Source organism: Microbacterium sp. SA39 (assembly GCF_000967865.1).
Taxonomy (GTDB): domain Bacteria; phylum Actinomycetota; class Actinomycetes; order Actinomycetales; family Microbacteriaceae; genus Microbacterium.
The window spans coordinates 432,004-453,761 of the sequence record NZ_JXRU01000039.1; the positions used below are offsets into that span (position 1 = coordinate 432,004).

Below are 21,758 nucleotides of genomic sequence, written 5' to 3' on the forward strand. Positions count from 1 at the left end.
GTCGCTCTTGAGACGGATGCCCTCTCGGTGACACTCTCTTAGTGTCGAAGGAGCGGACATTCCGCTGACGGGGGGTCGTCATGACGACATTGAGGGTGGCCAACGATCTGGCTTCCGTGATGGTGCCGATCGGCATCGTGGGGGCGGCGCTCGCCACGGTCTGCGCGATCGTGGCGGCGGTGGCGATCGTCCGCGGTGCCGGAGGGCTCAGCGGCGGTGCCGTGGGCCTCTGGATCGTCTGCGCGCTGATGAGCTTCATGGCATCGTTCGCCAATCAGTGGATGCCGCTGCTCGTCGCGTGCGCCGTCCTGGTGGCGATGCTCGTGCTCGGCGGTGTCGTGCGAGCGATCCTGAACGCCACCGAGGTCGGACGCGAGGCGCGTCGGCGTGAGCGCGCGGAGGCGCCGGTGCCTGCACGGCGCGTGGTGTCGACCGTCTCGAGCGTTCCGACCGTCTCGACCAAGACGGGTTCGGTCTCCATCGTCTCCTGACGCCGACGCGTTCCCGTCGGGGTCAGCGGGCGAGCAGGCCGCTGCCGTCGCGCAGTTCGAACACGAGCTGCGTCTCGGCGCCCCGCACGACGGGGTGGACCGTGATGTGCTCGAGCACGATGTCGCGCAGCGCAGTCGCGTCCTCGACGGCCACGTGCACGAGGAAGTCGTCGACTCCCGCCACATGGAACACCTGCAGCACGCGGGGGACGCTCGCGAGCGCATCGAACAGCGCGGTCACCTTCGGACCGGTGTGATTCGCCAGGCGCACCTTGATGATCGCCTGCAGCGGTAAACCGAGCGCCGCGCCGTCGACGCGGATGCGCGTGTCGCGGATCACGCGGCGCTCGCGAAGACTGCGGACGCGGTGAGCGCACGTCGATTCCGCGAGGCCGAGTCCGCGCGCGAGCGCCTTGTTCGTGATCTCCGCATCGTGGGTGAGAGCGGCGAGGATCTCGAGGTCGATCTCATCGAGTGGCGTCCCTTGTGCTTTGGACAACGAAGCCCTCCGATCGGCGTGCGTCGTTGCTCAGAATAGCGAGATCCCCGACTGAAGTGGCGGATGCTGTCGATGTGAAGCGCTGGGACTGAATTTCCGCCAACGTGGAGGGATGACTGCACCGCTGCATCCCGACACCGTCGCCGTCCACAGCGGCCGTTCCGACCTCGAGGGTCTCGGGGTCCACGCGCTGCCCATCGATCTCTCGACCACGAACCCCCTGCCCGACATCGAGCGCGGCGGCGACTCGTACGAGGCGATGGCTACCGGCGGTCGGCCGCCCGCGGACGGGAGTCTGGTCTACGCCCGGCTCTGGAATCCGACGGTAGCGCGCGTCGAAGACGCGCTCGCCGAGATGGAGCACGCCGAAGCCTCCGTCGCGTTCGGCTCGGGGATGGCGGCGGTGACGGCCGTGATCCTCGCTCACACGAACGCGGTCGGCAAGCGGCACGTCGTCGCCGTGCGTCCGCTCTACGGCGGCACCGACCACCTGCTCGGCTCGGGTCTGCTCGGGGCGGAGGTCACCTATTGCGATCCGCATGAGGTGGCGAGCAGCATCCGCCCTGACACAGGATTGGTGGTGCTCGAGACGCCGGCCAACCCGACGCTCGACCTCGCCGACATCGCCGATGTCGTCCGCCAGGCGGCAACGGTGCCGGTCGTCGTCGACAACACCTTCGCGACTCCGGTCCTGCAGAACCCGCTCGACCTCGGTGCGGCGATGTCGCTGCACAGCGCCACGAAGTACCTCGGCGGGCACGGCGACGTCATCGCCGGCGTCGTGGCCTGCAGCGAACAGACGGCCGAGGCGCTGCGCCGCGTGCGAGCGGTGACCGGTGGCCTCCTGCATCCGCTCGGTGCCTACCTGCTCCACCGCGGGCTCGCGACTCTGCCGGTGCGGATGCGGCAGCAGCAGGAGAACGCGCGGCGCATCGTGCAGTGGCTGATCGACCGCCCGGAGGTGACCGAGGTCTTCTACCCGGGGCTCGACGGTGATCCGCACGGCATCCTGGAACGTCAGATGCGAGGGACCGGCGCGATGATCGCCATGCGGATGCGGGGAGGCTTCGCCGCGGCATCCGCCGTCACGAGCGCGACGACGCTGTTCACGCACGCGGTCTCGTTGGGTGGTGTCGATTCGCTCATCCAGCATCCGGCCGCGCTCACGCACCGCCCGGTTCCTCCCGAGGCGCGCCCCGCCGCCGACGTGCTGCGCCTCTCGATCGGCCTGGAGGACGCCGCCGACCTGATCGCCGACCTCGCGCAGGCGTTCGAATGTTCCCGCGCCCCCACCGCCGACCGGCCCCTCTCTGCGCGAACCGGCCCCTTGCGCAGCGCTCAAAGGGGGCCGCTCGCGCAGAAGGGGGCCGCTCGGCGTTAGCTGGGAAGGCGGATCGTCCCGGTCGCGAGCCGCTCCGTCGGCATCCGATCGCGGTCGTAGGTGATGTCGGTGTAGCCGTGGGGGGTCGGCACTCCGTCTTCGTCGAGGCTGACGAACACGATCTTCTCGATCGTGAGGAGGCGCTTGCGGGTGATCATGTTGCGCGCCATCGCCCGCATGGTGAGCGAGGTGCGGCCGAAGTACGTCGCCGTCAGACCGATCTCGACCAGGTCGCCCTGCACCGCCGACGCCTCGAAGTTGATCTCCGAGATGTGCTTGGTGACCGCGCGGTAGTTGCCGAGCTGCACGATCGCGTAGATCGCCGCCTCTTCATCGATCCATTTCAGGAGGCTCCCGCCGAACAGCGATCCGTTCGCGTTGAGGTCTTCCGGTCGTACCCACTTTCGCGTCCGGAAGTTGATCCCGTCTTCCGACCAGTGCCATGCGGGTGCCGTCTGCTTCGCCATGATGCCGAGCGTAGGAGTCTCATGAGTCGGCGGTGTTACGGGCGGTTTTCATACGCCTTCCTTCGGCGGAGGAGGGAGAGCACCCCTCTGCTCAAGGCGGATCTGCCCGGGGCGGATCACGGCCTGAGAGCGCGAGAACGGACGGATGCTGGGGGCATGAGCGAAGACAACCCCATCCCGCAGTTCGGCCCCGAAGCCCGACGCGCGCTGTTCCACGAGCGCGTGCTCGTGCTCGACGGCGCCCTCGACGACGACAACGGCACGCTGCTCATGACGCAGCTGCTCGCCCTGTCGGCGGAGGACGCCAACACCGACATCGCCCTGTGGATCCACTCGCCCGGCGGCTCGGTGCCGTCGATGCTGGCGATCCGCGACCTCATGCGGCTCGTGCCCAACGACGTGTCCACGCTCGCGCTGGGCCTCGCCTGCAGCGCCGGTCAATTCCTCCTCTCGGCAGGGACCAGGGGAAAGCGCCGGGCACTACCGCACGCGCGCATCCTCATGCATCAGGGTTCCGCGGGCATCGGCGGCTCGGCTGTCGAGATCGAGACGCAGGCCGACGACCTGCGCCACATGCGCGACACCGTGCTCGGCCTCATCGCCGACGACACCGGCCAGCCGATCACGCGGATCTTCGACGACTCGCTGCACGACCGCTGGTACACCGCCCCGCAGGCTCTGGACTACGGCTTCATCGACGAGATCGTCGGCTCCCTCGCCGACATCATGCCGCGACGACGTGCACGCGTCGGGCTGGGGACGAGCGCATGAGCACCTACTCGATCCCCAACGTGATCGCCCAGCACCCCCGCGGCGAGCGCATCATGGACGTCTACTCCCATCTGCTCGCCGAACGAGTCATCTACCTCGGCACCGGCATCGATGCGGGCGTCGCCAATGCGCTCATCGCCCAGCTCCTTCACCTCGATGCCGACAGTCCCGAGAGCGGCGTGCAGTTCTACATCAACAGCGAGGGCGGCGATCCGGGCGCGGCGCTCGCGATCTACGACACCATGCGGCACATCCGTCCGCGCATCGCCACGACCTGCGTCGGCCAGGCGATCGGCCCGGCGGCGCTGCTCGTCGCGGCGGGAGCAGCGGGCGAGCGGTCCGCCCTCGCCCACGCGCGGATCGTGCTGCACCAGCCCGCCGGCCAGTCGCGCGGTGCGATTCCTGACCTGATCCTCGCGGCCGACGAGGTCGTGCGCGTGCGGTCCGACATGGAGGCGATCCTCGCCAGGCACAGCGGGCGCACGGTCGAGGAGCTGCGGACCGACACCGACCGCGACCGCGTGTTCACGGCATCCGCCGCCCTCGATTACGGCCTCATCGACACGGTGCTCGGAGAGCGAGTCGCCGGCTGAGCGGTTGCCGCAGCTCAGGCGGCCAGCGCGAAGGCGGCGCGGCCACCGTTCGAGACCAGGGCGGATGCCGGTGCCATGGCCGTCCGCAACTCATCGGCCACCGCGCTGGTGAGCTCGATCAGTGAGGTCTCGAGGGCGCCGCTGATCGCCGCGATCATCTCGCTCGACGGCTCCTTGAGACCGCGCTCCACCTCGGAGAGGTACTGCGGGGAGACGCCGGCCTTCTCGGCGGTCTCGGTGAGCGTCTCCTCGCGCTCATGCCGACGGCGTCGCAGCTGATCGCCGAGCAGCTGACGCCACAGGGGCTCGGGGTCGCTCGGCTGCGGACGGCGGGGGAGGCGGGGAGCGCGCGAGAAGGGAGCGATGTCGGTCATGCCTCACGATATGCCGCGGCATCCGTCCGGTTCGAGCGGTTCTGCTCAGAGCAGAAATGCCCGCTCGGCACGGGCCACGACGTACGGGCGTTCGCGTTCACAGTTCGCGGGGAAACCGTGAAAGCGATCCTGGTAATTTTCTGACCGCCGATCCGTCAGCTGCAGGGAACGAGTCGGCGCAACCCTGTTGGGGATCACGGGGTAGGGCGCGCAGGCCGACCACGCCGGGTCGGCCTCGCTCCCTTCGCCGCCCCGACCACGAACGGAGAACGGAACAACATGATCAACGGATTCAAGGAATTCATCCTTCGCGGCAACGTCATCGAACTGGCGGTCGCCGTCGTGATCGGAGCCGCGTTCACCTCCATCGTGACCGTCCTCGTGGAGGCTCTCATCAATCCGCTGATCGGCCTCTTCTTCAACGCCGGAAGCCTGGACGAGGCCCTGCAGGTCAAGGTGGAGACCCTCGGCGGCGGGGTGTCGGTGTTCTCCTTCGGCCTGATCATCGGTGCCGTGATCAACTTCCTCGCGGTCGCGCTGGTCGTCTACTTCGTCTTCGTGATGCCGATGAACAAGGCGAAGGAGCGTGCAGACCGGTTGCGCCCCGCGGTCGTCGAGCCCGCGCCGCTGCCGAGCGAGGCTGAGCTGCTCGTCGAGATCCGCGATCTGCTGCAGTCCCGCAGATCCGTCTGACAACCCTCGCGTGCGCGCTGGACCGCCGGCGCGCACCGACTGCTCCCACAGTCGATCACCGTTGAGAGGCCCCGCATGTCGCTGTCATCTGTCCCCCGCATCCGCGCGAAGAAGGGACGGACATCGCTGGTGGGCCCGCTCGCCATCGCGACAGCCGTCGTCCTGCTCGCCGCCGGACTGACCGCGACCGGACCAGCGGCACCCGCGGCGGCCGCCGCGGCCCTGGAATGCTTCGACACGGTGTACTTCAGCACCCATTCGCCGGGAAACGTGGGGAAGATCGATCTGGCGACCGGCACGACCACGACTCCCGTGTTCACCACCCCGGCGGATGCCGGAACGGCGACCAACCAGCTGGGTATCGGCGCCGGGGGATCGGTCGCCATCGCCGGAACATCCACGAGTGTCCTCGAGTACGAGCCTGAGGCGAGTGCTGACGGCACCATCACCGTCTCGCCGAAGACCCCGGGCGTCGCTCAGGGAACGATGGGTGCCGTCAACCCACTGAACGGGCTCTACTACTACGGCGGCTACGCGGGGACGACCGTCAACATCTACGTCTTCGATCCGGCGACGAACACCGCACCCCCGGGCCCCGTCGTCTCGGTGAGCACGGTGAACGCTCCTGGCCGCAATGGGGACATGGCGTTCGACAAGGCTGGACGGCTCTACATCGTCTCCGGAAGCGCCACCGTGGCAGCGCTCTATGTGGCCGAGGGTGTCATCCCGACCTCTGGCACTGGTACCACGCTGACATCGACAGAGCTCTCGCGAGGTTCGACCACCGTCGCGACGAACGGCATCGCCTTCGGATCCGATGGCTTTCTCTATCTCGGCGGTACCACCGTGCTCCAGAAGACGAACCCGATCACGGGCGCGCCCACCGGGACCACCTACACGCTGACCGACGTCTCGTCTGCGGACCTGGGTTCCTGCGCGAACCCCTCGACGGCGGAGATCGTCACCAGCTTCGACGGACCGCGCGCTCAACCCACGGACCAAGCGCGCGTCGTCGTGGAAGGCGGCTCGTACGGGCCGAACGGCACGACCCCCGACTTCCCTCCGAGCACGTCGGGCGATGACGGTGCCGGCGTCACGAGCGAACCGGGGCTCATCATCCCCGGTGAGACGTACACGATGCGTCAGGACCCCGTCGGCACCACCGACCTCGATGACTACGAGACGACGTGGTCCTGCACGGATGCTGCCGGCACCGTCATCGCCAGCGGCTCGGGAAATACGGCGACCTTCACCGCGCCTTCCGGCACGGATGGGGCGAACATCGATTGCTCGTTCGTCAATGTGCTCCCTCCACCCGTCGCTGTCGCGGACACGGGGGTGGCGACATTCGGAGACCCGATCACGCTGGCAGGAGCGACGAACGACCAGCCGGGCACCGGCGAGATCCTCCCGGATCGGACCGTGTTCACGAATCCGGCCGCGACCGACGGCGGGAAACGTCTCGAGACCGCGGACGGTGTCTGGACGATCGGCACGGACGGCCGCATCACGTTCACGCCGGCGCCGGGATTCAGCGGCGACGCCACGGCGGAGTACCGCATCCTCGACGACAACGGCCAGACCTCCACCTCCACCGCGACAGGCACGGTACGGCCGGGCCCGACGGCGGCCGATGACACCGCCGCGACGACCCAGGGCGCGAGCGTGCAGATCGCCGTCCTCGGCAATGATGCTCCGGGACGGAACGCTGACGGAACGGCTGTGACGATCTCGCCGGCATCCGTTCTCTTCGAGGTCACCGGTCAGCCGGCCGGCACCGTCGTCAGCGACGATCGCCGCCGGCTCGAGGTGCCGGGCGAGGGCGCGTACACGATCGATCCGACCACCGGTGTCGTGACCTTCGCACCGGATACGACCTTCGACGGGCCGACCGCCTCGACCATCGCCTACGGCGTCACCGACAGCCTGGGCAACCCGGCGACGGCGAAGATCACGGTGACCGTCTCGGCGGTCGATCCGACCGCGGTCAACGACGCGATCACGACTCCCCACGGCACGCCGGTGACCGTCGACGTGGTCGGGAACGACCGCCCCGGGCCCGGCGGGGCCATCGTCTCCACCTCGACCGTTCTCACCGACCCTGCGGCCACCGATGGCGGCACGGTGCTCGTGACCCCTCAGGGCACCTGGCGTGTGACGCCAGGGGGCCGGGTCGAGTTCGCGCCGGCAGACGGCTTCTCCGGCACCGCCACGACCCCCTACCGCATCACCGACGAGAACGGACAGCAGAGCTCCGCGAGCGTCTCCGTCACGGTTCGCCCCGGACCGGTCGCCTCGGCGGACTCCGCCGCGACCGCCCAGAACGTCGATGTGTCGTTCCCGGTGATCGACAACGACGTCCCCGGCACGGCCGCGGACGGCAGCGCGGGGACCTTCGATGCCGACTCGCTCCGATTCGATGTGACTCCGGTTCTCCCAGCCGGCAGCGCGCTGAGCGCGGACGGACGAGTGCTCACGGTTCCCGGCGAAGGCGTCTACACATTCGCCCCGGCGAGCGCGGAGGTCACGTTCGATCCTGAGCCGCAGTTCACCGGGACGGCGACTCCGGTGACCTACACCGTCACCGATGAGTTCGGGAACGACGCGTCGAGCACCATCACGGTGACGGTAACGGCCGTGACGCCGACCGCGATCGGGGATGCCGCGAAGACTCCGGGTGGCACGCCCGTGATGCTCGACATCCTCGCCAACGACGAACCAGGAGCGGCATCCGCACCCCTCGTCCCGACCTCGGTGGTGTTCACGTCGCCGGATGCGACCGACGGAGGCAAGACGCTCGTCGTACCCGGCGAAGGCACCTGGACCGTGCAGAGCGGAGGGACCGCGCGGTTCGCGCCCGTGCCCGGATTCAGCGGCCCAGCGACTCCCGTGACCTACCGCGTCTCCGATGAGAACGGCACGCCCGCGACGGCGGAGATCACGGTGACGGTCGGCAGCGGTGCCATCGCCGCACCGGATGCCGAGACCACCCTGCAGAACACCGCCGCGGTCATCGACGTCCTCGCGAACGATTTCCCGAGCGATCTCGGAAATCCGTGCGACCCTGCTGATCCCGGCGGGCCGGCAGGATGCGACACCGGAGTCCTCTTCCCGCCGAGCGTCGCCTTCCCGATCGACGGTCAGCCCGCCGGTGCGACCGTCGCCGATGACGGCACCAGGCTGACGGTGCCGGGAGAGGGCGTCTACTCCGCCGACCCCGCAGGCCAGGTCACCTTCACTCCCGAGCCGCAGTTCACGGGGCGGACGAGCGCCGTCGTCTACACCGCCAGGGACTCGCACGACGCGGCGCTCTCATCCACCATCACGATCACGGTCACCCCCGTGACGCCCCGCGCACAGGACGACAGTGCGACCACGGCGTACGGCGTGGCCGTCGCGCTCGATCTGCTCGACGACGACAGTGCCGGAGACACGTCCGCCCCGCTCGTTCCCGCGAGCACGGTCTTTCCGGTGGCTGGCCAGCCCGGCGGCGTCGCTGTGTCCGCCGACGGCCGCACGCTGACGATCGACCGCCAGGGGACTTTCGTGCTGGGTGCCGACGGGACCGTCGTCTTCACTCCCGCGGCCGGCTTCACAGGAACGACGACGTCGGTGCTCTACCGGATCACGGATGCCAACGGCACGACCGCCGACGCCGGCATCCAGGTCACGGTGCGGCCCGGCCCGTCGGCCGCGCCGGACACGGAGACGACTCTGCAGGGCATCCCGGTGACGGAGCAGCCCTTCGCCAACGATGTCGCGTCGCGGAATGCCGACGACTCGGCGGGTGCCTGGGATCTCGGCACGCTGCGGTTCCCCACGATCGGGCAGCCGGCCGACGCGCAGGTCCTCGACGGCGGCACCAGGCTCGTGGTGCCGGGAGAGGGCGCATACACGGCTGCGGCAGACGGCTCGGTCGAGTTCACGCCGCTCCCGCAGTTCAGCGGAACCGCCACCCCGGTGACGTACACGGGCACCGACGAGATCGGCAATGCCGTGACCTCGACCATCACGATCGACGTCGTCCCGGTCGTCCCGTCCGCGGCGGATGACACGGCTGCGACGCCCTTCGCGACCCCGGTGACGTTCGACGTCGCCGGCAACGATGAGCCGGGCGATCCCGCCGTACCGTTGGACCCGGCGTCAGCGGTGTTCGAGGCGTCCGGCATCCCGGCCGGGCTCGCCGCCGAGATCCGCGACGACGGGAAAACGCTCGACGTCGCCGATGAGGGCGTCTACACGCTGCGCGACGACGGCACCGTGACGTTCACGCCCGCTACGGGATTCCACGGAGACACCACGCCGGTGCGCTACACGATCCTCGACGAGAACGGCTCGTCGACGGCGGCCGCCCTGAGTGTCACGGTGCGCCCCGGGCCTGCAGCGAATCCCGATGCGGAGCGCACGCCGCAGAACGTGCCGGTCACGGTCGACATCCTCGGTAACGACCGCCCCGGGCAGCGCGCCGACGGCACGGATGCCGCACTCGTCGCGGCATCCGTCGTGTTCACGACCGCGGGTCAGCCCGCGGGTGCCACGCTGGGTGATCGCGGGAAGTCGCTCGACGTTCCCGGCGAGGGCGTGTACGAGATCGAAACCGACGGGCAGGTCACCTTCACGCCGGTTCGGACATTCCGCGGGATCGCGTCTCCTATCGCCTACGCGGTGACCGACTCGCTCGGCAACGCGGCCGCGTCGAGGCTGACCATCACCGTTCCCGGCATCGATCCGATTGCCAGGAACGACACGGCGACCACCCGACCCGGCGTTCAGGTGGTCATCGATGTGCTCGGCGATGACTCGCCCGGCACTGACGGCGCGCCGCTCGACCGCGCCTCCCTGCGGATCGTCGGCTCCGGCGGCGCGCTGGTCACAGAACTCGTGGTTCCCGGCGAAGGAGTCTGGACCGTCATCGACGGCCGGATCGTGTTCACCCCGGACGACGGGTTCGTGGGCACCACGACCCCGATCACGTACTCGGTGGCGGATGCGAACGGCACGCGCGTTACCGCGACGGTGACGGTGACGGTGTCGGCGGATGCGGCGCTTCCGACGACGGGTGGCACCGTCCCGTGGGTGCCGCTCGGTGCGGGGCTGCTACTGCTGCTCGCGGGCGTCGCGATGCTGATCCGCAGGCGGTCCGCCGGCTGAGTCAGAGCGCCGCCGCCACCCCGGGCAGCAGCTTCGTCAGGATGCCGCCGAGCTGGCCTCGCTCCTCCTCGGTGAGTGGATCGAGCACGAGCTCGCGGATCTGCGCGACGTGCACCGGGGCGGCGGACCGCAGCAGTTCGCGCCCGGCAGGCGTGAGGGTCGCCGACAGCGTGCGCTTGTCGCTGCCGCACGGGGATCGCGTCACCCAGCCGCGCTCCTCGAGGGAATCCAGGGCGTGACTGAGGCGCGACCTGCTGAGCCCCGCGATCCGAGCGAGCTCGGTCATCGTCACGACGCCCTCGCCGCTGCCCGCCAGAGTGATGAGGATCGCGTAGTGCGCGTGATTCAACCCGGTCTCGGCCTTCAGAGCTCGGTCGAGCACCTGCGGCAGCAGCTGAACGAAGCGGATCGTGGGCAACCACGTCGCCATTTCGGCGTCGTCGAGTCGCCGGTCGTCCATCACGCGGCGGAGAGGTCGAGGGTGTGGGCGGTGTGGTCGCGCTTGGCCTGCAGGTAGCGGGAGTTCGCGTCCGACAGGTGCACGGCGGTGGGAACGCGGTCGGCGACCCGGATGCCGAGGCGCTCCAGCTGCACGGCCTTGTCGGGGTTGTTGCTGAGCAGACGGATGCCGTCCACGCCCATGGCCGCGAGCATCTGCGCCGCGACCGTGTAATCGCGCTCGTCCTCGCCGTGCCCGAGCGCCACATTCGCCTCGTAGGTGTCGAGACCGGCATCTTGCAGGGCGTAGGCGTCGAGCTTCGCGTACAGGCCGATGCCGCGACCCTCCTGACGGAGGTAGAGCAGGAAGCCGCCCTCGTCGGCGATCCGCTCGACGGCCTCGCGCAGCTGCGGACCGCAGTCGCAGCGTTCCGAGCCGAAGACGTCACCGGTCAGGCACTCGCTGTGCGGGCGCGCGAGCGGCGCTTCGCCACCGGCATCCGCTCGTTCCATCGCAGACCGCCAGTCGCCGAGGCCGAGCAGCAGGTGCTCCCGGCCGTCGACCAGTCCGGCGAACGTGACCACGTCCGCCGTCGTGGCATAACCGTCGGCGAAGCGCAGCGGTACACGTACACGGGTCCGCTCGGTGGCCACCGGCACGACGGTTGAAGTTTCAATCATGCGAGATGCAACGCGACGGGGCGGCCGCTATTCCCGGTCCGGTCGTGACGGCGGAAGACGGGGGAGATCGGATGCCGGGAACGACTCGCTAGCCTCGAAGGATGAGCAGTCTTGTGAGCGTGTCCGAGGTGCAGGCCCTTCTGTCCGAGGGCGCACCGGTGCGGCTGATCGATGTGCGGTGGCGGCTCGACCGTCCGAACGGCCACGAGGACTACCTTCGGGGGCATATCCCCGGGGCCGTCTATGTCCCACTCGACACCGAGCTCTCCACGCACGGCGAGCCTTCGGAGGGCCGTCATCCGCTGCCCACGACCGAGACGCTGCAGACCGCGGCGCGCCGCTGGGGCGTCCGGCAGGGTGACATCGTGATCGCCTACGACGACGCGAAGAGCACGGCTGCGGCGCGCGCGTGGTGGCTCCTCCGTCAGGCGGGCACTGACGTGCGGGTGCTCGACGGCGGCCTGCGGGCCTGGTCCGCAGCCGGCGAGCCCCTCGCGACCGACGACGTCGCTCCCGAGCCCGGAGACGTGATCCTCGACCCGATCGGTCGGGACGCCCTCTCGATCGATGAGGCCGCGGCGTTCCCGGCATCCGGCGTCCTGCTCGACGTGCGCGCCCCCGAGCGCTATCGCGGCGAGACCGAGCCGCTCGATCCGGTGGCCGGGCACATCCCCGGCGCCCGCAATCTCCCGACGATGCTGCACCTCGACGCCGAGGGACGTCTGCTCGATGCCGAGACCGTCCGCGCGAACTTCGCGCGGGTCGGTGTGACCGCAGGGACTCCCGTCGCCGCGTACTGCGGCTCTGGCGTCACGGCCGCGCACACCGCGCTGATCCTCAGTGAGGTCGGCATCGAGGCGAAGGTCTTCCCCGGGTCATGGAGTCAATGGTCGAACACGCCGGACCGGCCCGTGGCGACGGGCGATCAGCCCGGCTGACCGTCCTCTTCCTCTCGGGGACCGTAACCCCAGCGCAGCTCGACGGCTCCCGGGCCGAAGGAGCGATGGAGCTGATGCACCGAACCGCTGCCGTTGAGCGACACCGGCGTGACCGTGACGCCGGCGGGGGTCTGGACGCGCTCTTCGCACCAGTCCGGCAGGGCATCGGGGTGGAACCGCGTCCAGACGAGCAGCTCCCGGCACTGACGGGACACGCCGTGACCCGTCTCACGCGTCGGCGGGTAGTCGGCGGGATACTCGACCGACCATTCCACCATCGTCGTCTCCGGGGCCGTCAACGGAGCATCGAGCTGGAAGAGCACGCCGTGCACCTCGCCGCTCTCATGCGAATACTCGCCGGCGAGATGTCCGCCCGACACCGCGGTGAAGATCGGCCGCGCGGTGCGCAGGCCCGGCGTCACCTCGAGGAACGGGGTGGCGGTCACCACGCCGGAGGTCGCCTGGAGAAGACTCCGGGTGCTGCTGAACGACAGGTTGCCGTTCGCGTCGACGTCGGTCACCGAATGCGTCGTCACCTCGCGCGATGCGTCGGGGTAGGGCGTGCCGAATGCGGCGTACGCCTCCTTGACCGCGTTCTCTATCGTCTCCTCGTTGAGCGGGAACTGACTCGGCCCGAGTGGTCCGGTCCGCTTCGTGGAGGGCAGGAGCCGGGTGAGCTCTCCCTCGCCGAGGTGGAGCAGGTCCTCGATGTCGGCCAGTGCGGCCATCGACTGGGCGCCCTCCGGGCTGCGGGCGCCCGAGCGCCAGTAGCTGAGCGTCGCCATCGAGACGCGGTTCCCTCGGCGCTTGAGTCGCTGCTGCAGCCACGACAGTGTGACGCCTTTCGCGTTGATCGCATCACGCAGCGCTCCGGCGAACGCGTCCGATGACGTTCCCGGAACGTCATATTCGAAACTCATCACACGCCCCCTCAGGTATGTGAAAGCCACAACCATAGAGTGAGCATACGACCGCGCACGTGCACCTCAGGGGACCGGGTGGGCGAGTGTGGTCATCGGCTGTGTCGTCGAAGGGCAGGGTGCCCGACCTTGCGCACGTCCAGTCCGATCGCAGTGAAGCCCCTTGCTGCGTTCGTCGTGAAGCCCGGTGATCGATCTGGGGAGATCCACCGGGCTTCACGAACACCTCTCTCGTGCCCTCCGACGCGTCGGCCCTGCGGCCCCGCGTAGACTGGGAGGAACACCCCGGAGGACTCTGGATCGTCATGTCTGCCCCTGCCCGCGCATTCACCATGCGACACGTGCAACTGCTGCGCGCGCTCTTCGCCGCCATCGCCGCGCTGATGATCACCTTCTCCTCCGATCACTCGTCTCCCGTCGGACTCTCCGTGTTCAGCGGCTTCGTCTTCGTGACGGCCCTGGTCCAGGTGCTCGCCGCCTGGCTCGTGCTGCCGGAGGGATCGCGGTGGTCCTACGTGCTCCTCGCCGCGCTCGGCGTCATCGCCGGCATGGCGACCGGCATCCCGGCGTGGCGCTCCGATGACCTCTTCTTCGTCGTCGTCTCGGCCTGGGCGCTCCTCAGCGGAGGGATCGAACTCCTCGCCGGCTTCCGCGCTCGCCGCACCGCCGATCCGCTGGCGCGCGACGCAGTGACGGTCGGCGCTTTCGGCATCCTCCTCGGCATCGTCCTCCTGCTGATCCCCGCCGGATTCATCCAGGAGTACACGATCGACAAGGCCGGCACGTTCCTGCTCTCCGGCATCATCCTCGGCGTCGGCATGTTCGGCGGCTACGCCGCGATCGTCGCGGTCTTCCTCGGCATCGCCGGTCTGACTCCGAAGCGAGCGGATGCCGTGGGCACGGCAGCGACCGACGACGCACAGCCGGTGGGTGACCGTGTCACGGCATCCGGCACCGATCAGAGCGCAGCCTCGGCCGAGCGCGGAGGAGAGCGATGAGCGACGAGAAGCCGACCCGCCGAGACATCCTGCGGCCGCTGCACCTGCTCGGCATCGCGCTGGGTTGCGGCGTGTTCGCGATGGTCGTCACCCTCGTCACGACCGGCGCATTCACCCTCCGCGTCAATACGGCGATCGCCGAGGGGACCTACGACGGGCTGACGCCCCTGGCGCTCGCGCTGGTCGTCGGCGGAGGTGCGTTCATCGCGACGCTGCTGATCCTCGCGATGCTGATTCTCGCGGTCGATCCCGCCGAGGTGACGAAGACCATCGACCGTCCTGTTCTGTACGACCCGGAGCCGGACGACGACGCGGGCTCGGACAAGCCGGAGCGCCCGGCATCCCCCTGAACATCCGATCAAAGCCTCTCTCGCTAAGTGACTGTCTCGCTGTAGTCCCTGACTTTCGGCGAATCGCTCTGTCCGATCGTCTGTAGACATCCGAGGTCTGGTGTCACACACTGTCTCGTGACGCGTCTCGCATGATCGAACTGCGAGACCGCACGGCACCAGATGATCAACGATGCTCCGGAGGTTTGCTGTGATGATGGACCCCATTTCCCGCCGTCAGGCGCTCCAGGTGGGCGGTCTCGCCCTCCTCGCTCCTTTCGTCCCTCAGTTCCTCGCGGCTCGGCCCGCCGCGGCCGCCACCTTCGGGTCGGGGACTTCCCTGCGGGCCGTCGCGGCCGGCGCGATCCCTCGACCTGAGCTGTCCACGCATGCGCTCTGGTACGGCACTCCCGCTACCAGCTGGGAGACCCAGGCGCTCCCGATCGGCAACGCCCGACTCGGGGCCAAGCTGTTCGGCAACCCGGATGCCGAGGTGATCCAGTTCAGCGAGCAGAGCTTCTGGGGCGGCGTCAACGACTACGACAACGCCCTCGCCGGTCAGCCCGACGGTGCCTACGACACGAGCGTGACGGGGTTCGGATCGTTCCGCGACTTCGGTGAGGTCACCGTGTCGTTCGGCGCGCGGACCGCCGTCTCGTCTCCCGGCGGCCCGTACACCGTGTCGGGCGGCGAGAGCGTGGAGAAGACCTTCGACGGCGACTCCGGTACCAAGTGGTGCCTCATCGCCCCGCCCGCCGAGGTGATCTGGCAGGCCGACCTCGCCGAGCCCGCAGCAGTGGCCTCGTACTCGCTGACCAGCGCGAACGATGTGCCCGCCCGGGACCCGCAGGACTGGCGTCTCGAGGGCTCGACCGACGGCACGACCTGGACCACGCTCGACACGCGCAGCGAGGCGCCCTTCGCGCAGAGGCGCCTCACGAAGACGTTCTCCTTCTCGAACACGACGGCCTACGGCCACTTTCGGATCGTGTTCGCGCCCAAGGCCGGGGTCAGCCACTTCCAGGTGGCCGAGGTCGCGCTCGGCGGCGTGGACCTGGCGCGGGGGAGCGCGGTGTACGTGTCCTCGCCGAGCGGACACGCCGACGCGCTCGTCGGCAGCATCGACGCCGACCCGACGACGGTGTGGGAGGTGGCGGATGCCGGTGCCGGAGCGATCTGGCAGGTGGAGCTCGCTGCGAAGCTCGCGCTGACCGGCTACGTGCTCACGAGTGCCCCGGACCAGCCCGACCGGGATCCCCGCAACTGGATGGTCTCCGCATCGGACGACGGGCTCACCTGGAAGGCGCTCGACAGTCGCAGCGATGAGATGTTCCCGGAGCGCGGTTCCGGACGGACGTTCTCGTTCGCGAACTCCACCGCCTTCCTGATGTACCGGATCACGTTCGCCGCACCGGCATCCTTCCGTCTCGGCGGCGTCGCGTTCACCGCGAACGGGTTCAGCACCGCGGGGGCGCGCGCCGTCGTCGACTACCGGCGTGCGCTGGACATCGCGGACGGCACGCACAGCGTGCATTTCGCGTCGGCACAGGGGACCGTGCTGCGCGAAGTCGCGACGCCGACGTGATCGCCGTGCGCTTCACGACCGATCGACCCGCAGCTCTCAGCGCGCTGATCGCATTGACGTCGAAGCAGGAAGGGGTGACCACCGCGGCCGACGCCGCAGGTCGACGGCTGAGCTTCTCCGGTGTCATGGCCAACCAGCTCGCCTACGCCGCCGTCGTGAGCATCGCCGAAACCGACGGAGAGGTCCGCGCCGAGGCAGGCGGATTGCGCGTCAGCGGAGCATCCTCCCTCACGCTGCTGCTCGACGCGCGCACCGACTATCGCCTCAGCGCCGCGCACGGCTGGCGCGGAGCGGCACCCGCGCCCGTGATCGAGAAGGCGCTGGTTGCGGCATCCGCTCGCTCCTGGGACGACCTGCGGTCGGCCCACACCGAGCAGGTCACCGCGCTGATGCAGCGGGCGAAGGTCGAGTGGGGTCGATCCGACGTCGCCACCCTCGGCCTGCCGACGGACCGCCGGCTCGCGCGGTACGCGAGAGGCGAGTCCGACCCTACGCTCGAGCAGACGCTCTACTCGTACGGACGCTACCTGCTGCTCAGCTCGTCCAAGCCCGGCGGCCTCCCCGCGAACCTGCAGGGGCTGTGGAACAACACCAACCAACCGGCGTGGGCGAGCGACTATCACACGAACATCAACATCCAGATGAACTACTGGGGCGCGGAGACCGCCGACCTCCCGGAATCCCACGAGGCGCTGGCCGCCTTCATCCGCGAGGTGGCGGTTCCCAGCCGCGTCGCGACGAGCAACGCCTTCGGAGCGGATGTCCGCGGCTGGACGGCTCGCACCTCGCAGAGCATCTACGGCGGCAACGCGTGGGAGTGGAACACGATCGCCAGCGCCTGGTACGCGCAGCATCTCTACGAGCACTGGGCCTTCACACAGGACAAGAAGTATCTGCGTGACCTCGCCTACCCGCTCATCAAGGAGATCTGCGAGTTCTGGGAGGACCAGCTCAAGGAGCTGTCCGACGGCACGCTGGTCGCGCCGATGGGCTGGTCGCCCGAGCACGGTCCGCGCGAGGACGGCGTGATGCACGATCAGCAGATCATCTGGGACCTGTTCCAGAACTACGTCGAGTGCGCGGAGGCACTCGACATCGACGAGGCGTATCGCGAGACGGTCGCGGGCATGCAGGAGAGGCTCGCGCCGAACCGGATCGGTCGCTGGGGGCAGCTGCAGGAGTGGCAGACCGACCGCGACGATCCGGCCGACATCCACCGGCACACCTCCCACCTGTTCGCGGTGTACCCGGGGCGCCAGATCACCCCGGAGACCCCGGAGTTCTCCGCCGCGGCGCTGGTGTCGCTGAAGGCGCGCTGCGGCGAGAAGGAAGGGGTGCCGTTCACCGCCGCGACGGTCTCGGGCGACAGCCGGCGCTCGTGGACCTGGCCGTGGCGGGCGGGACTGTTCGCCCGCCTCGGAGATTCCGAGCGTGCCGGGATCATGGTGCGCGGCCTGCTCACCTACAACATCCTGCAGAACCTGTGGGCGAATCATCCGCCGTTCCAGCTGGATGGGAACTACGGCATCGTCGGGGCGATCGTCGAGATGCTCGTGCAGAGTCATGGCGGGGTGATCCGGTTGCTGCCGGCCGTCCCCGCGGACTGGGCGGCGAGCGGGTCGTTCGAGGGGTTGCGGGCGCGAGGTGGGTATCGGGTCTCCTGCACGTGGCGTGACGGAAGGGTCGAGTCCTACGACGTCGTCGCCGACCGGGCGCCGAACATGAGCAACGTGATCGTGGTCGTCAACGAAGAACGGCGCAAGGTCAAGCCCGGCAACGCGACGAACGGCAAGCCGATGCGCGATCTCGGTCCGGCGGAATAGTCCGGGCGGCGGAGGGCTTGTCCCTAGGGTGACTGCCTCCGTCGACCGCGCCTCCGTCGGACTGCGCTCGGCTCGCGGACCGGTGCTCGGTGCGCTGATGCTCGCCACCGGACTCATCGCCATCGATGCGACGATCCTGGCGACGGCGGTGCCCAGCATCGTCCGCGAGCTCGGCAGCTACCAGCAGTTCCCGTGGCTGTTCTCGGTCTATCTGCTCGCGCAAGCCGTGAGCGTGCCGATCTACTCGCGGTTCGCCGACACCGTCGGTCGGAAGCCCATCATCCTGCTCGGCATCGCGCTGTTCCTGCTGGGGTCCATCCTCTGCGGGTTCGCGTGGAGCATGCCCGCGCTCATCGTCTTCCGCATCATCCAGGGGCTCGGGGCGGGCGCGGTCGCGCCGATGGCCATGACGATCGTCGGCGACATCTACACGGTCGCCGAGCGCGCCAAGGTGCAGGGCTACGTCGCCAGCGTGTGGGCGATCTCGTCGGTCGTCGGCCCGGCTCTCGGCGGCATCTTCGCGCAGCTGGACGCGTGGAGGTGGATCTTCTGGGTCAACATCCCGCTCTGCCTGATCGCCGGATGGATGCTGCTGCGCAAGTACCACGAGAAGAAGCAGACCCAGCGGCACCGGATCGACTACGCGGGCGCCGTGCTCCTCACCGTCGGGCTCACCGGGATCATTCTCGGCATGCTCGAGGGCGGCAACGCCTGGGCGTGGCTCTCGGTGCAGAGCGCGGTCTGCTTCGGCATCGGGGTGATCGCCCTCGTCGGCTTCGGGTTCGTGGAGAGGCGGGTGTCGGAGCCGATCGTCGACCTGCGGCTCGCTCGGCGGCCGCTCATCCTGACGACCACGATCGTCTCGCTCGGCGTGGGGGCGCTGATGATCGGCGTCACGAGCTTCGCGCCCGCGTACCTCGAGGGCTCGATCGGCATCGCCCCGCTGCTGTCGGGACTGGCTGTCGCCGCGCTGACCCTCGGCTGGCCGCTCTCCGCCGCGAATGCCGGACGGCTGTACCTGCGGATCGGCTTCCGGCGCACCACCCTGATCGGCATGGGGATCGCGACGATCGCGGCGGTCGCGCTGGCCGTCGTCTCACCGTGGCCGAACCCGTTCGTCGTCGCCGGGGTCGCCTTCGTGTTCGGCTTCGGGCTGGGCTGGAGCGCCGCCCCGACGCTGATCGCGGCGCAGGCCTCGGTCGGCTGGGGCGAGCGCGGTGCCGTCACCGGCATGAATGCCTTCGCCCGGTCGGCAGGCAGCGCGGTCGGCGTCGCCGTCTTCGGGGCGATCTCGAACTCGGTGATCGCGCAGGGCGCAGGGCCGGATGATCCCGACACGATCATTGCGGCATCCGTCTGGGTGTTCGTCGCGGTCGCGGTGACCGCCGTGCTGACGCTGATCGCCGCCGTGTTCATGCCGAAGGATTCGGTCGACGAGCGTTCCGGCGAGGTCGACGGCTAGCCAGACGGTCGCCGGCGCCGTGCACAATTCAGCATGAATTCCGGCGAGGTGAGAGCGGCGTCCCGGATTCACGCAGAAGTCGGGTCTCGGCGCCGAAGTTCTGACTGAATTGTGAACGCGCGATCGGCGTGACTGGCGCAGCGGGACCTGATCTCAGCGCGCGAGCTGCTCCGCGATGCCGGTGTACGTCGCCGGCGTGAGCGCAAGCAGGCGCTGCTTGGCGGCATCGCCGATCTCGAGGCCCTGCACGAACTCCGCGAGGTCTGCCGCGCCGACACGGTGACCGCGCGTGAGCTCTTTGAGCAGGGCGTACGGGTCGGTGATGGTGGAGCGTCCGGCGACGACCTCGGCACGGATGACGGTCTGGATCGCCTCGGCGAGGACCTCCCAGTTCACGTCGAGGTCGGCGAGCAGCACGTCGCGTGACAGTGAGATCGCGTTCAGGCCGCGCCGCAGGTTGTCGAGCGCGAGCTGCGAGTGCCCGAAGGCCACGCCGATGTTGCGCTGCGTCGTCGAGTCGGTGAGGTCGCGCTGCAGGCGGCTGGTGACCAGCGTCTGCCCGAGCGAGGCGAAGAGAGCGCCCGAGATCTCGAGGTTCGCCTCGGCGTTCTCGAAGCGGATCGGATTGATCTTGTGCGGCATCGTCGACGAGCCCGTGGCACCGGCGACCGGGATCTGCGCGAAGTATCCGAGCGAGATGTAGGTCCAGATGTCGGTGGCGAGATTGTGCAGGACGCCGCCGGCGTGACGTACGCGGTCGTAGAGCTCGACCTGCCAATCGTGCGATTCGATCTGGGTGGTGAGAAGGTTGAAGCCGAGCCCCAGGCCCTCGATGTACTCGCGGGCGATGGTCGGCCAGTCCGCGTCGGGGTCGGCGGCGAGGTGAGCGGACCAGGTGCCGGTCGCTCCGGAGAACTTCGCGAGGTACTCGGATGCCGCGATCTGACCGCGCACGCGCTCGAGGCGCCACGCGAAGACCGCGATCTCCTTGCCCATGGTCGACGGCGTCGCCGGCTGGCCGTGCGTGCGCGACAGCATCGCGGCATCCGCGTGTTCCGCGGCGAGTTCGCGGAGCTTCGCGATCACGGTGTCGAGGGCGGGCAGCCACACCTGCTCGACGGCGCGCTTCACCGTGAGGGCGTAGGAGGCGGAGTTGATGTCCTCGCTCGTGCACGCGAAGTGCGTGAGCTCGGCGATGGAATCCAGTCCGAGCGTCGAGAGGCGGTCGCGCACGAGGTACTCGATCGCCTTGACGTCGTGCTGCGTGACGGCTTCCTTCTCGGCGAGCCAGTCGATCTCGGCCTGGCCGAAGTCGCGGTAGAGGGCGCGCAGCCGCTCCTTGTCGGCATCCGACAGCGGGGTGGTCTCGAACAGCGAGCGATCGGTGAGCGCGATGAGCCACTCGACCTCGACCTCGACCCTGGCGCGGTTCAGGCCGGCCTCGGAGAGGAAGTCGGCGAGCCCGGTGACGGCGCTGCGGTAGCGACCGTCGAGAGGGCTCAGGGGCTGCGGCGGGAGCGAGGGCTGGAAAGTCAGGGGAGTCCTCCTGATGAGGCCCCGGTGGTCCGGGGCGTGCGGGGGAGACGAAGAGCGGGTTCGAGCTGGCGGAACAGGCCTCGCGTCGCCGCCTCAATCATACCGAGCACCGAATCGAACATCTCCGCGCCGGCGTAGTACGGGTCGGGCACGTCGTGGGTCGACGCGTTCGGGTCGAAAGCGAGCAGGAGGGTGACCTTGCCCTCTTCGTCTTCATCGCGCGCCCACTCGCGCAGGATGCGCTCATGGGTGCGGTCGAGAGCCACGACGAGGTCGTTGTCGGCGAAGGATGCCGCGGTGAACTGTCGAGCGCGATGCTGGGAGCCGTCGTAGCCGCGCCGGTCGAGCGAGTCGATCGTGCGGTGGTCGGCGCGCTCGCCGAGATGCCAGTCGCCGGTCCCGGCGCTCCGGGAGATGATCCGTGACCCCAGCCCCTGGCGCTCGGCGAGATCGCGGAACACGACCTCGGCCATGGGGGAGCGGCAGATGTTCCCCGTGCACACGAAGATCACGCGGAAGGCCGACGGGGATGTCACCTGTCCATTCTGCCGGTCGATCGCCGTCCTGCACAGCGCGGACCTGTATGCCTCCTCTCCACCGGACGGATGAATCCGGCCCGAAGCAGGCA

The 21,758-nt window shown here is 69.2% G+C and carries 20 protein-coding genes; 12 read left to right on the forward strand and 8 right to left on the reverse strand.

Annotation, left to right across the window (positions count from 1 at the left end):
* Nucleotides 1-80: 80 nt before the first annotated feature.
* Nucleotides 81-491 (forward strand): hypothetical protein, encoded by a 411-nt coding sequence (locus RS85_RS18495; protein ID WP_152642468.1) that lies wholly within the window; start codon nucleotides 81-83, stop codon nucleotides 489-491.
* A 22-nt stretch (nucleotides 492-513) separates the two neighbouring features.
* On the opposite strand, the gene RS85_RS18500 is transcribed toward RS85_RS18495, so the two are convergent.
* On the reverse strand, nucleotides 514-990 hold the full coding sequence (locus tag RS85_RS18500; protein WP_046014891.1) for an Lrp/AsnC family transcriptional regulator: 477 nt from the start codon (nucleotides 988-990) through the stop codon (nucleotides 514-516).
* Between the two features lie 112 nt (nucleotides 991-1,102).
* Between RS85_RS18500 and RS85_RS18505 the strand changes: the two genes are divergently transcribed.
* Entirely contained in the window at nucleotides 1,103-2,371 is a 1,269-nt protein-coding gene (locus tag RS85_RS18505; protein ID WP_046014892.1) for a trans-sulfuration enzyme family protein, read from the forward strand.
* Here RS85_RS18505 and RS85_RS18510 read toward each other — a convergent pair.
* On the reverse strand, nucleotides 2,368-2,838 hold the full coding sequence (locus RS85_RS18510) for an acyl-CoA thioesterase (RefSeq protein ID WP_082087715.1): 471 nt from the start codon (nucleotides 2,836-2,838) through the stop codon (nucleotides 2,368-2,370). The two genes, RS85_RS18505 and RS85_RS18510, sit on opposite strands and share 4 nt — an antisense overlap.
* A 156-nt stretch (nucleotides 2,839-2,994) precedes the next feature.
* On the opposite strand from RS85_RS18510, the gene RS85_RS18515 reads away from it, so the two are divergent.
* Nucleotides 2,995-3,609 (forward strand): ClpP family protease, encoded by a 615-nt coding sequence (locus tag RS85_RS18515; protein WP_046014893.1) that lies wholly within the window; start codon nucleotides 2,995-2,997, stop codon nucleotides 3,607-3,609.
* Complete coding sequence (locus RS85_RS18520; RefSeq protein ID WP_046014894.1) at nucleotides 3,606-4,202, forward strand: ClpP family protease; 597 nt, start codon at nucleotides 3,606-3,608, stop codon at nucleotides 4,200-4,202. Before RS85_RS18515 ends, RS85_RS18520 begins: the two co-directional genes overlap by 4 nt.
* 14 nt (nucleotides 4,203-4,216) lie before the next feature.
* Here RS85_RS18520 and RS85_RS18525 read toward each other — a convergent pair whose 3' ends face one another.
* The gene (locus tag RS85_RS18525) at nucleotides 4,217-4,576 is read right to left on the reverse strand and encodes a helix-turn-helix domain-containing protein (RefSeq protein ID WP_046014895.1); all 360 of its coding nucleotides are present in this window, start codon (nucleotides 4,574-4,576) and stop codon (nucleotides 4,217-4,219) included.
* A 279-nt stretch (nucleotides 4,577-4,855) separates the two neighbouring features.
* Here RS85_RS18525 and mscL point away from each other — a divergent pair, with 279 nt between their 5' ends.
* Together mscL and RS85_RS18535 are read left to right on the forward strand one after the other, a co-directional pair.
* Nucleotides 4,856-5,269: a large conductance mechanosensitive channel protein MscL gene (mscL, locus tag RS85_RS18530; RefSeq protein WP_046014896.1), complete on the forward strand. Its 414-nt coding sequence runs from the start codon at nucleotides 4,856-4,858 to the stop codon at nucleotides 5,267-5,269.
* A gap of 75 nt (nucleotides 5,270-5,344) precedes the next feature.
* Nucleotides 5,345-10,420 (forward strand): Ig-like domain-containing protein, encoded by a 5,076-nt coding sequence (locus RS85_RS18535; protein ID WP_046014897.1) that lies wholly within the window; start codon nucleotides 5,345-5,347, stop codon nucleotides 10,418-10,420.
* Nucleotide 10,421: 1 nt separating this feature from the next.
* Here RS85_RS18535 and RS85_RS18540 read toward each other — a convergent pair whose 3' ends face one another.
* Both RS85_RS18540 and RS85_RS18545 read right to left on the reverse strand, forming a co-directional pair.
* Nucleotides 10,422-10,850, reverse strand: coding sequence for a MarR family winged helix-turn-helix transcriptional regulator (locus RS85_RS18540; RefSeq protein ID WP_235282486.1), 429 nt, complete (start codon nucleotides 10,848-10,850; stop codon nucleotides 10,422-10,424).
* Between the two features lie 29 nt (nucleotides 10,851-10,879).
* The gene (locus RS85_RS18545) at nucleotides 10,880-11,539 is read right to left on the reverse strand and encodes a GTP cyclohydrolase II (protein WP_046014899.1); all 660 of its coding nucleotides are present in this window, start codon (nucleotides 11,537-11,539) and stop codon (nucleotides 10,880-10,882) included.
* Between the two features lie 101 nt (nucleotides 11,540-11,640).
* Here RS85_RS18545 and RS85_RS18550 point away from each other — a divergent pair, with 101 nt between their 5' ends.
* Complete coding sequence (locus tag RS85_RS18550; protein WP_046014900.1) at nucleotides 11,641-12,477, forward strand: sulfurtransferase; 837 nt, start codon at nucleotides 11,641-11,643, stop codon at nucleotides 12,475-12,477.
* Here the strand turns inward: RS85_RS18550 and RS85_RS18555 are convergent.
* A complete protein-coding gene (locus tag RS85_RS18555) occupies nucleotides 12,465-13,397 on the reverse strand; it encodes a hypothetical protein (protein WP_046014901.1) in 933 nt (310 codons plus the stop codon). The two genes, RS85_RS18550 and RS85_RS18555, sit on opposite strands and share 13 nt — an antisense overlap.
* Before the next feature lie 305 nt (nucleotides 13,398-13,702).
* On the opposite strand from RS85_RS18555, the gene RS85_RS18560 reads away from it, so the two are divergent.
* The 5 genes from RS85_RS18560 to RS85_RS18580 all read left to right on the forward strand — a co-directional run bounded on the left by RS85_RS18560 (nucleotide 13,703) and on the right by RS85_RS18580 (nucleotide 19,594).
* On the forward strand, nucleotides 13,703-14,395 hold the full coding sequence (locus RS85_RS18560; protein WP_046015020.1) for a hypothetical protein: 693 nt from the start codon (nucleotides 13,703-13,705) through the stop codon (nucleotides 14,393-14,395).
* A complete protein-coding gene (locus tag RS85_RS18565) occupies nucleotides 14,392-14,745 on the forward strand; it encodes a hypothetical protein (protein WP_046014902.1) in 354 nt (117 codons plus the stop codon). Before RS85_RS18560 ends, RS85_RS18565 begins: the two co-directional genes overlap by 4 nt.
* 193 nt (nucleotides 14,746-14,938) lie before the next feature.
* On the forward strand, nucleotides 14,939-16,309 hold the full coding sequence (locus RS85_RS19610; protein WP_046014903.1) for a discoidin domain-containing protein: 1,371 nt from the start codon (nucleotides 14,939-14,941) through the stop codon (nucleotides 16,307-16,309).
* Between the two features lie 5 nt (nucleotides 16,310-16,314).
* Nucleotides 16,315-18,132 (forward strand): glycosyl hydrolase family 95 catalytic domain-containing protein, encoded by a 1,818-nt coding sequence (locus tag RS85_RS19615; protein ID WP_235282487.1) that lies wholly within the window; start codon nucleotides 16,315-16,317, stop codon nucleotides 18,130-18,132.
* Between the two features lie 28 nt (nucleotides 18,133-18,160).
* Nucleotides 18,161-19,594 (forward strand): MFS transporter, encoded by a 1,434-nt coding sequence (locus RS85_RS18580; RefSeq protein ID WP_046014904.1) that lies wholly within the window; start codon nucleotides 18,161-18,163, stop codon nucleotides 19,592-19,594.
* Nucleotides 19,595-19,747: 153 nt separating this feature from the next.
* Here the strand turns inward: RS85_RS18580 and purB are convergent, their stop codons facing one another.
* Together purB and RS85_RS18590 are read right to left on the reverse strand one after the other, a co-directional pair.
* Entirely contained in the window at nucleotides 19,748-21,130 is a 1,383-nt protein-coding gene (gene purB / locus RS85_RS18585; RefSeq protein ID WP_046014905.1) for an adenylosuccinate lyase, read from the reverse strand.
* Nucleotides 21,127-21,666: a low molecular weight protein-tyrosine-phosphatase gene (locus RS85_RS18590; protein ID WP_200894873.1), complete on the reverse strand. Its 540-nt coding sequence runs from the start codon at nucleotides 21,664-21,666 to the stop codon at nucleotides 21,127-21,129. Before RS85_RS18590 ends, purB begins: the two co-directional genes overlap by 4 nt.
* Between the last annotated feature and the right edge of the window lie 92 nt (nucleotides 21,667-21,758).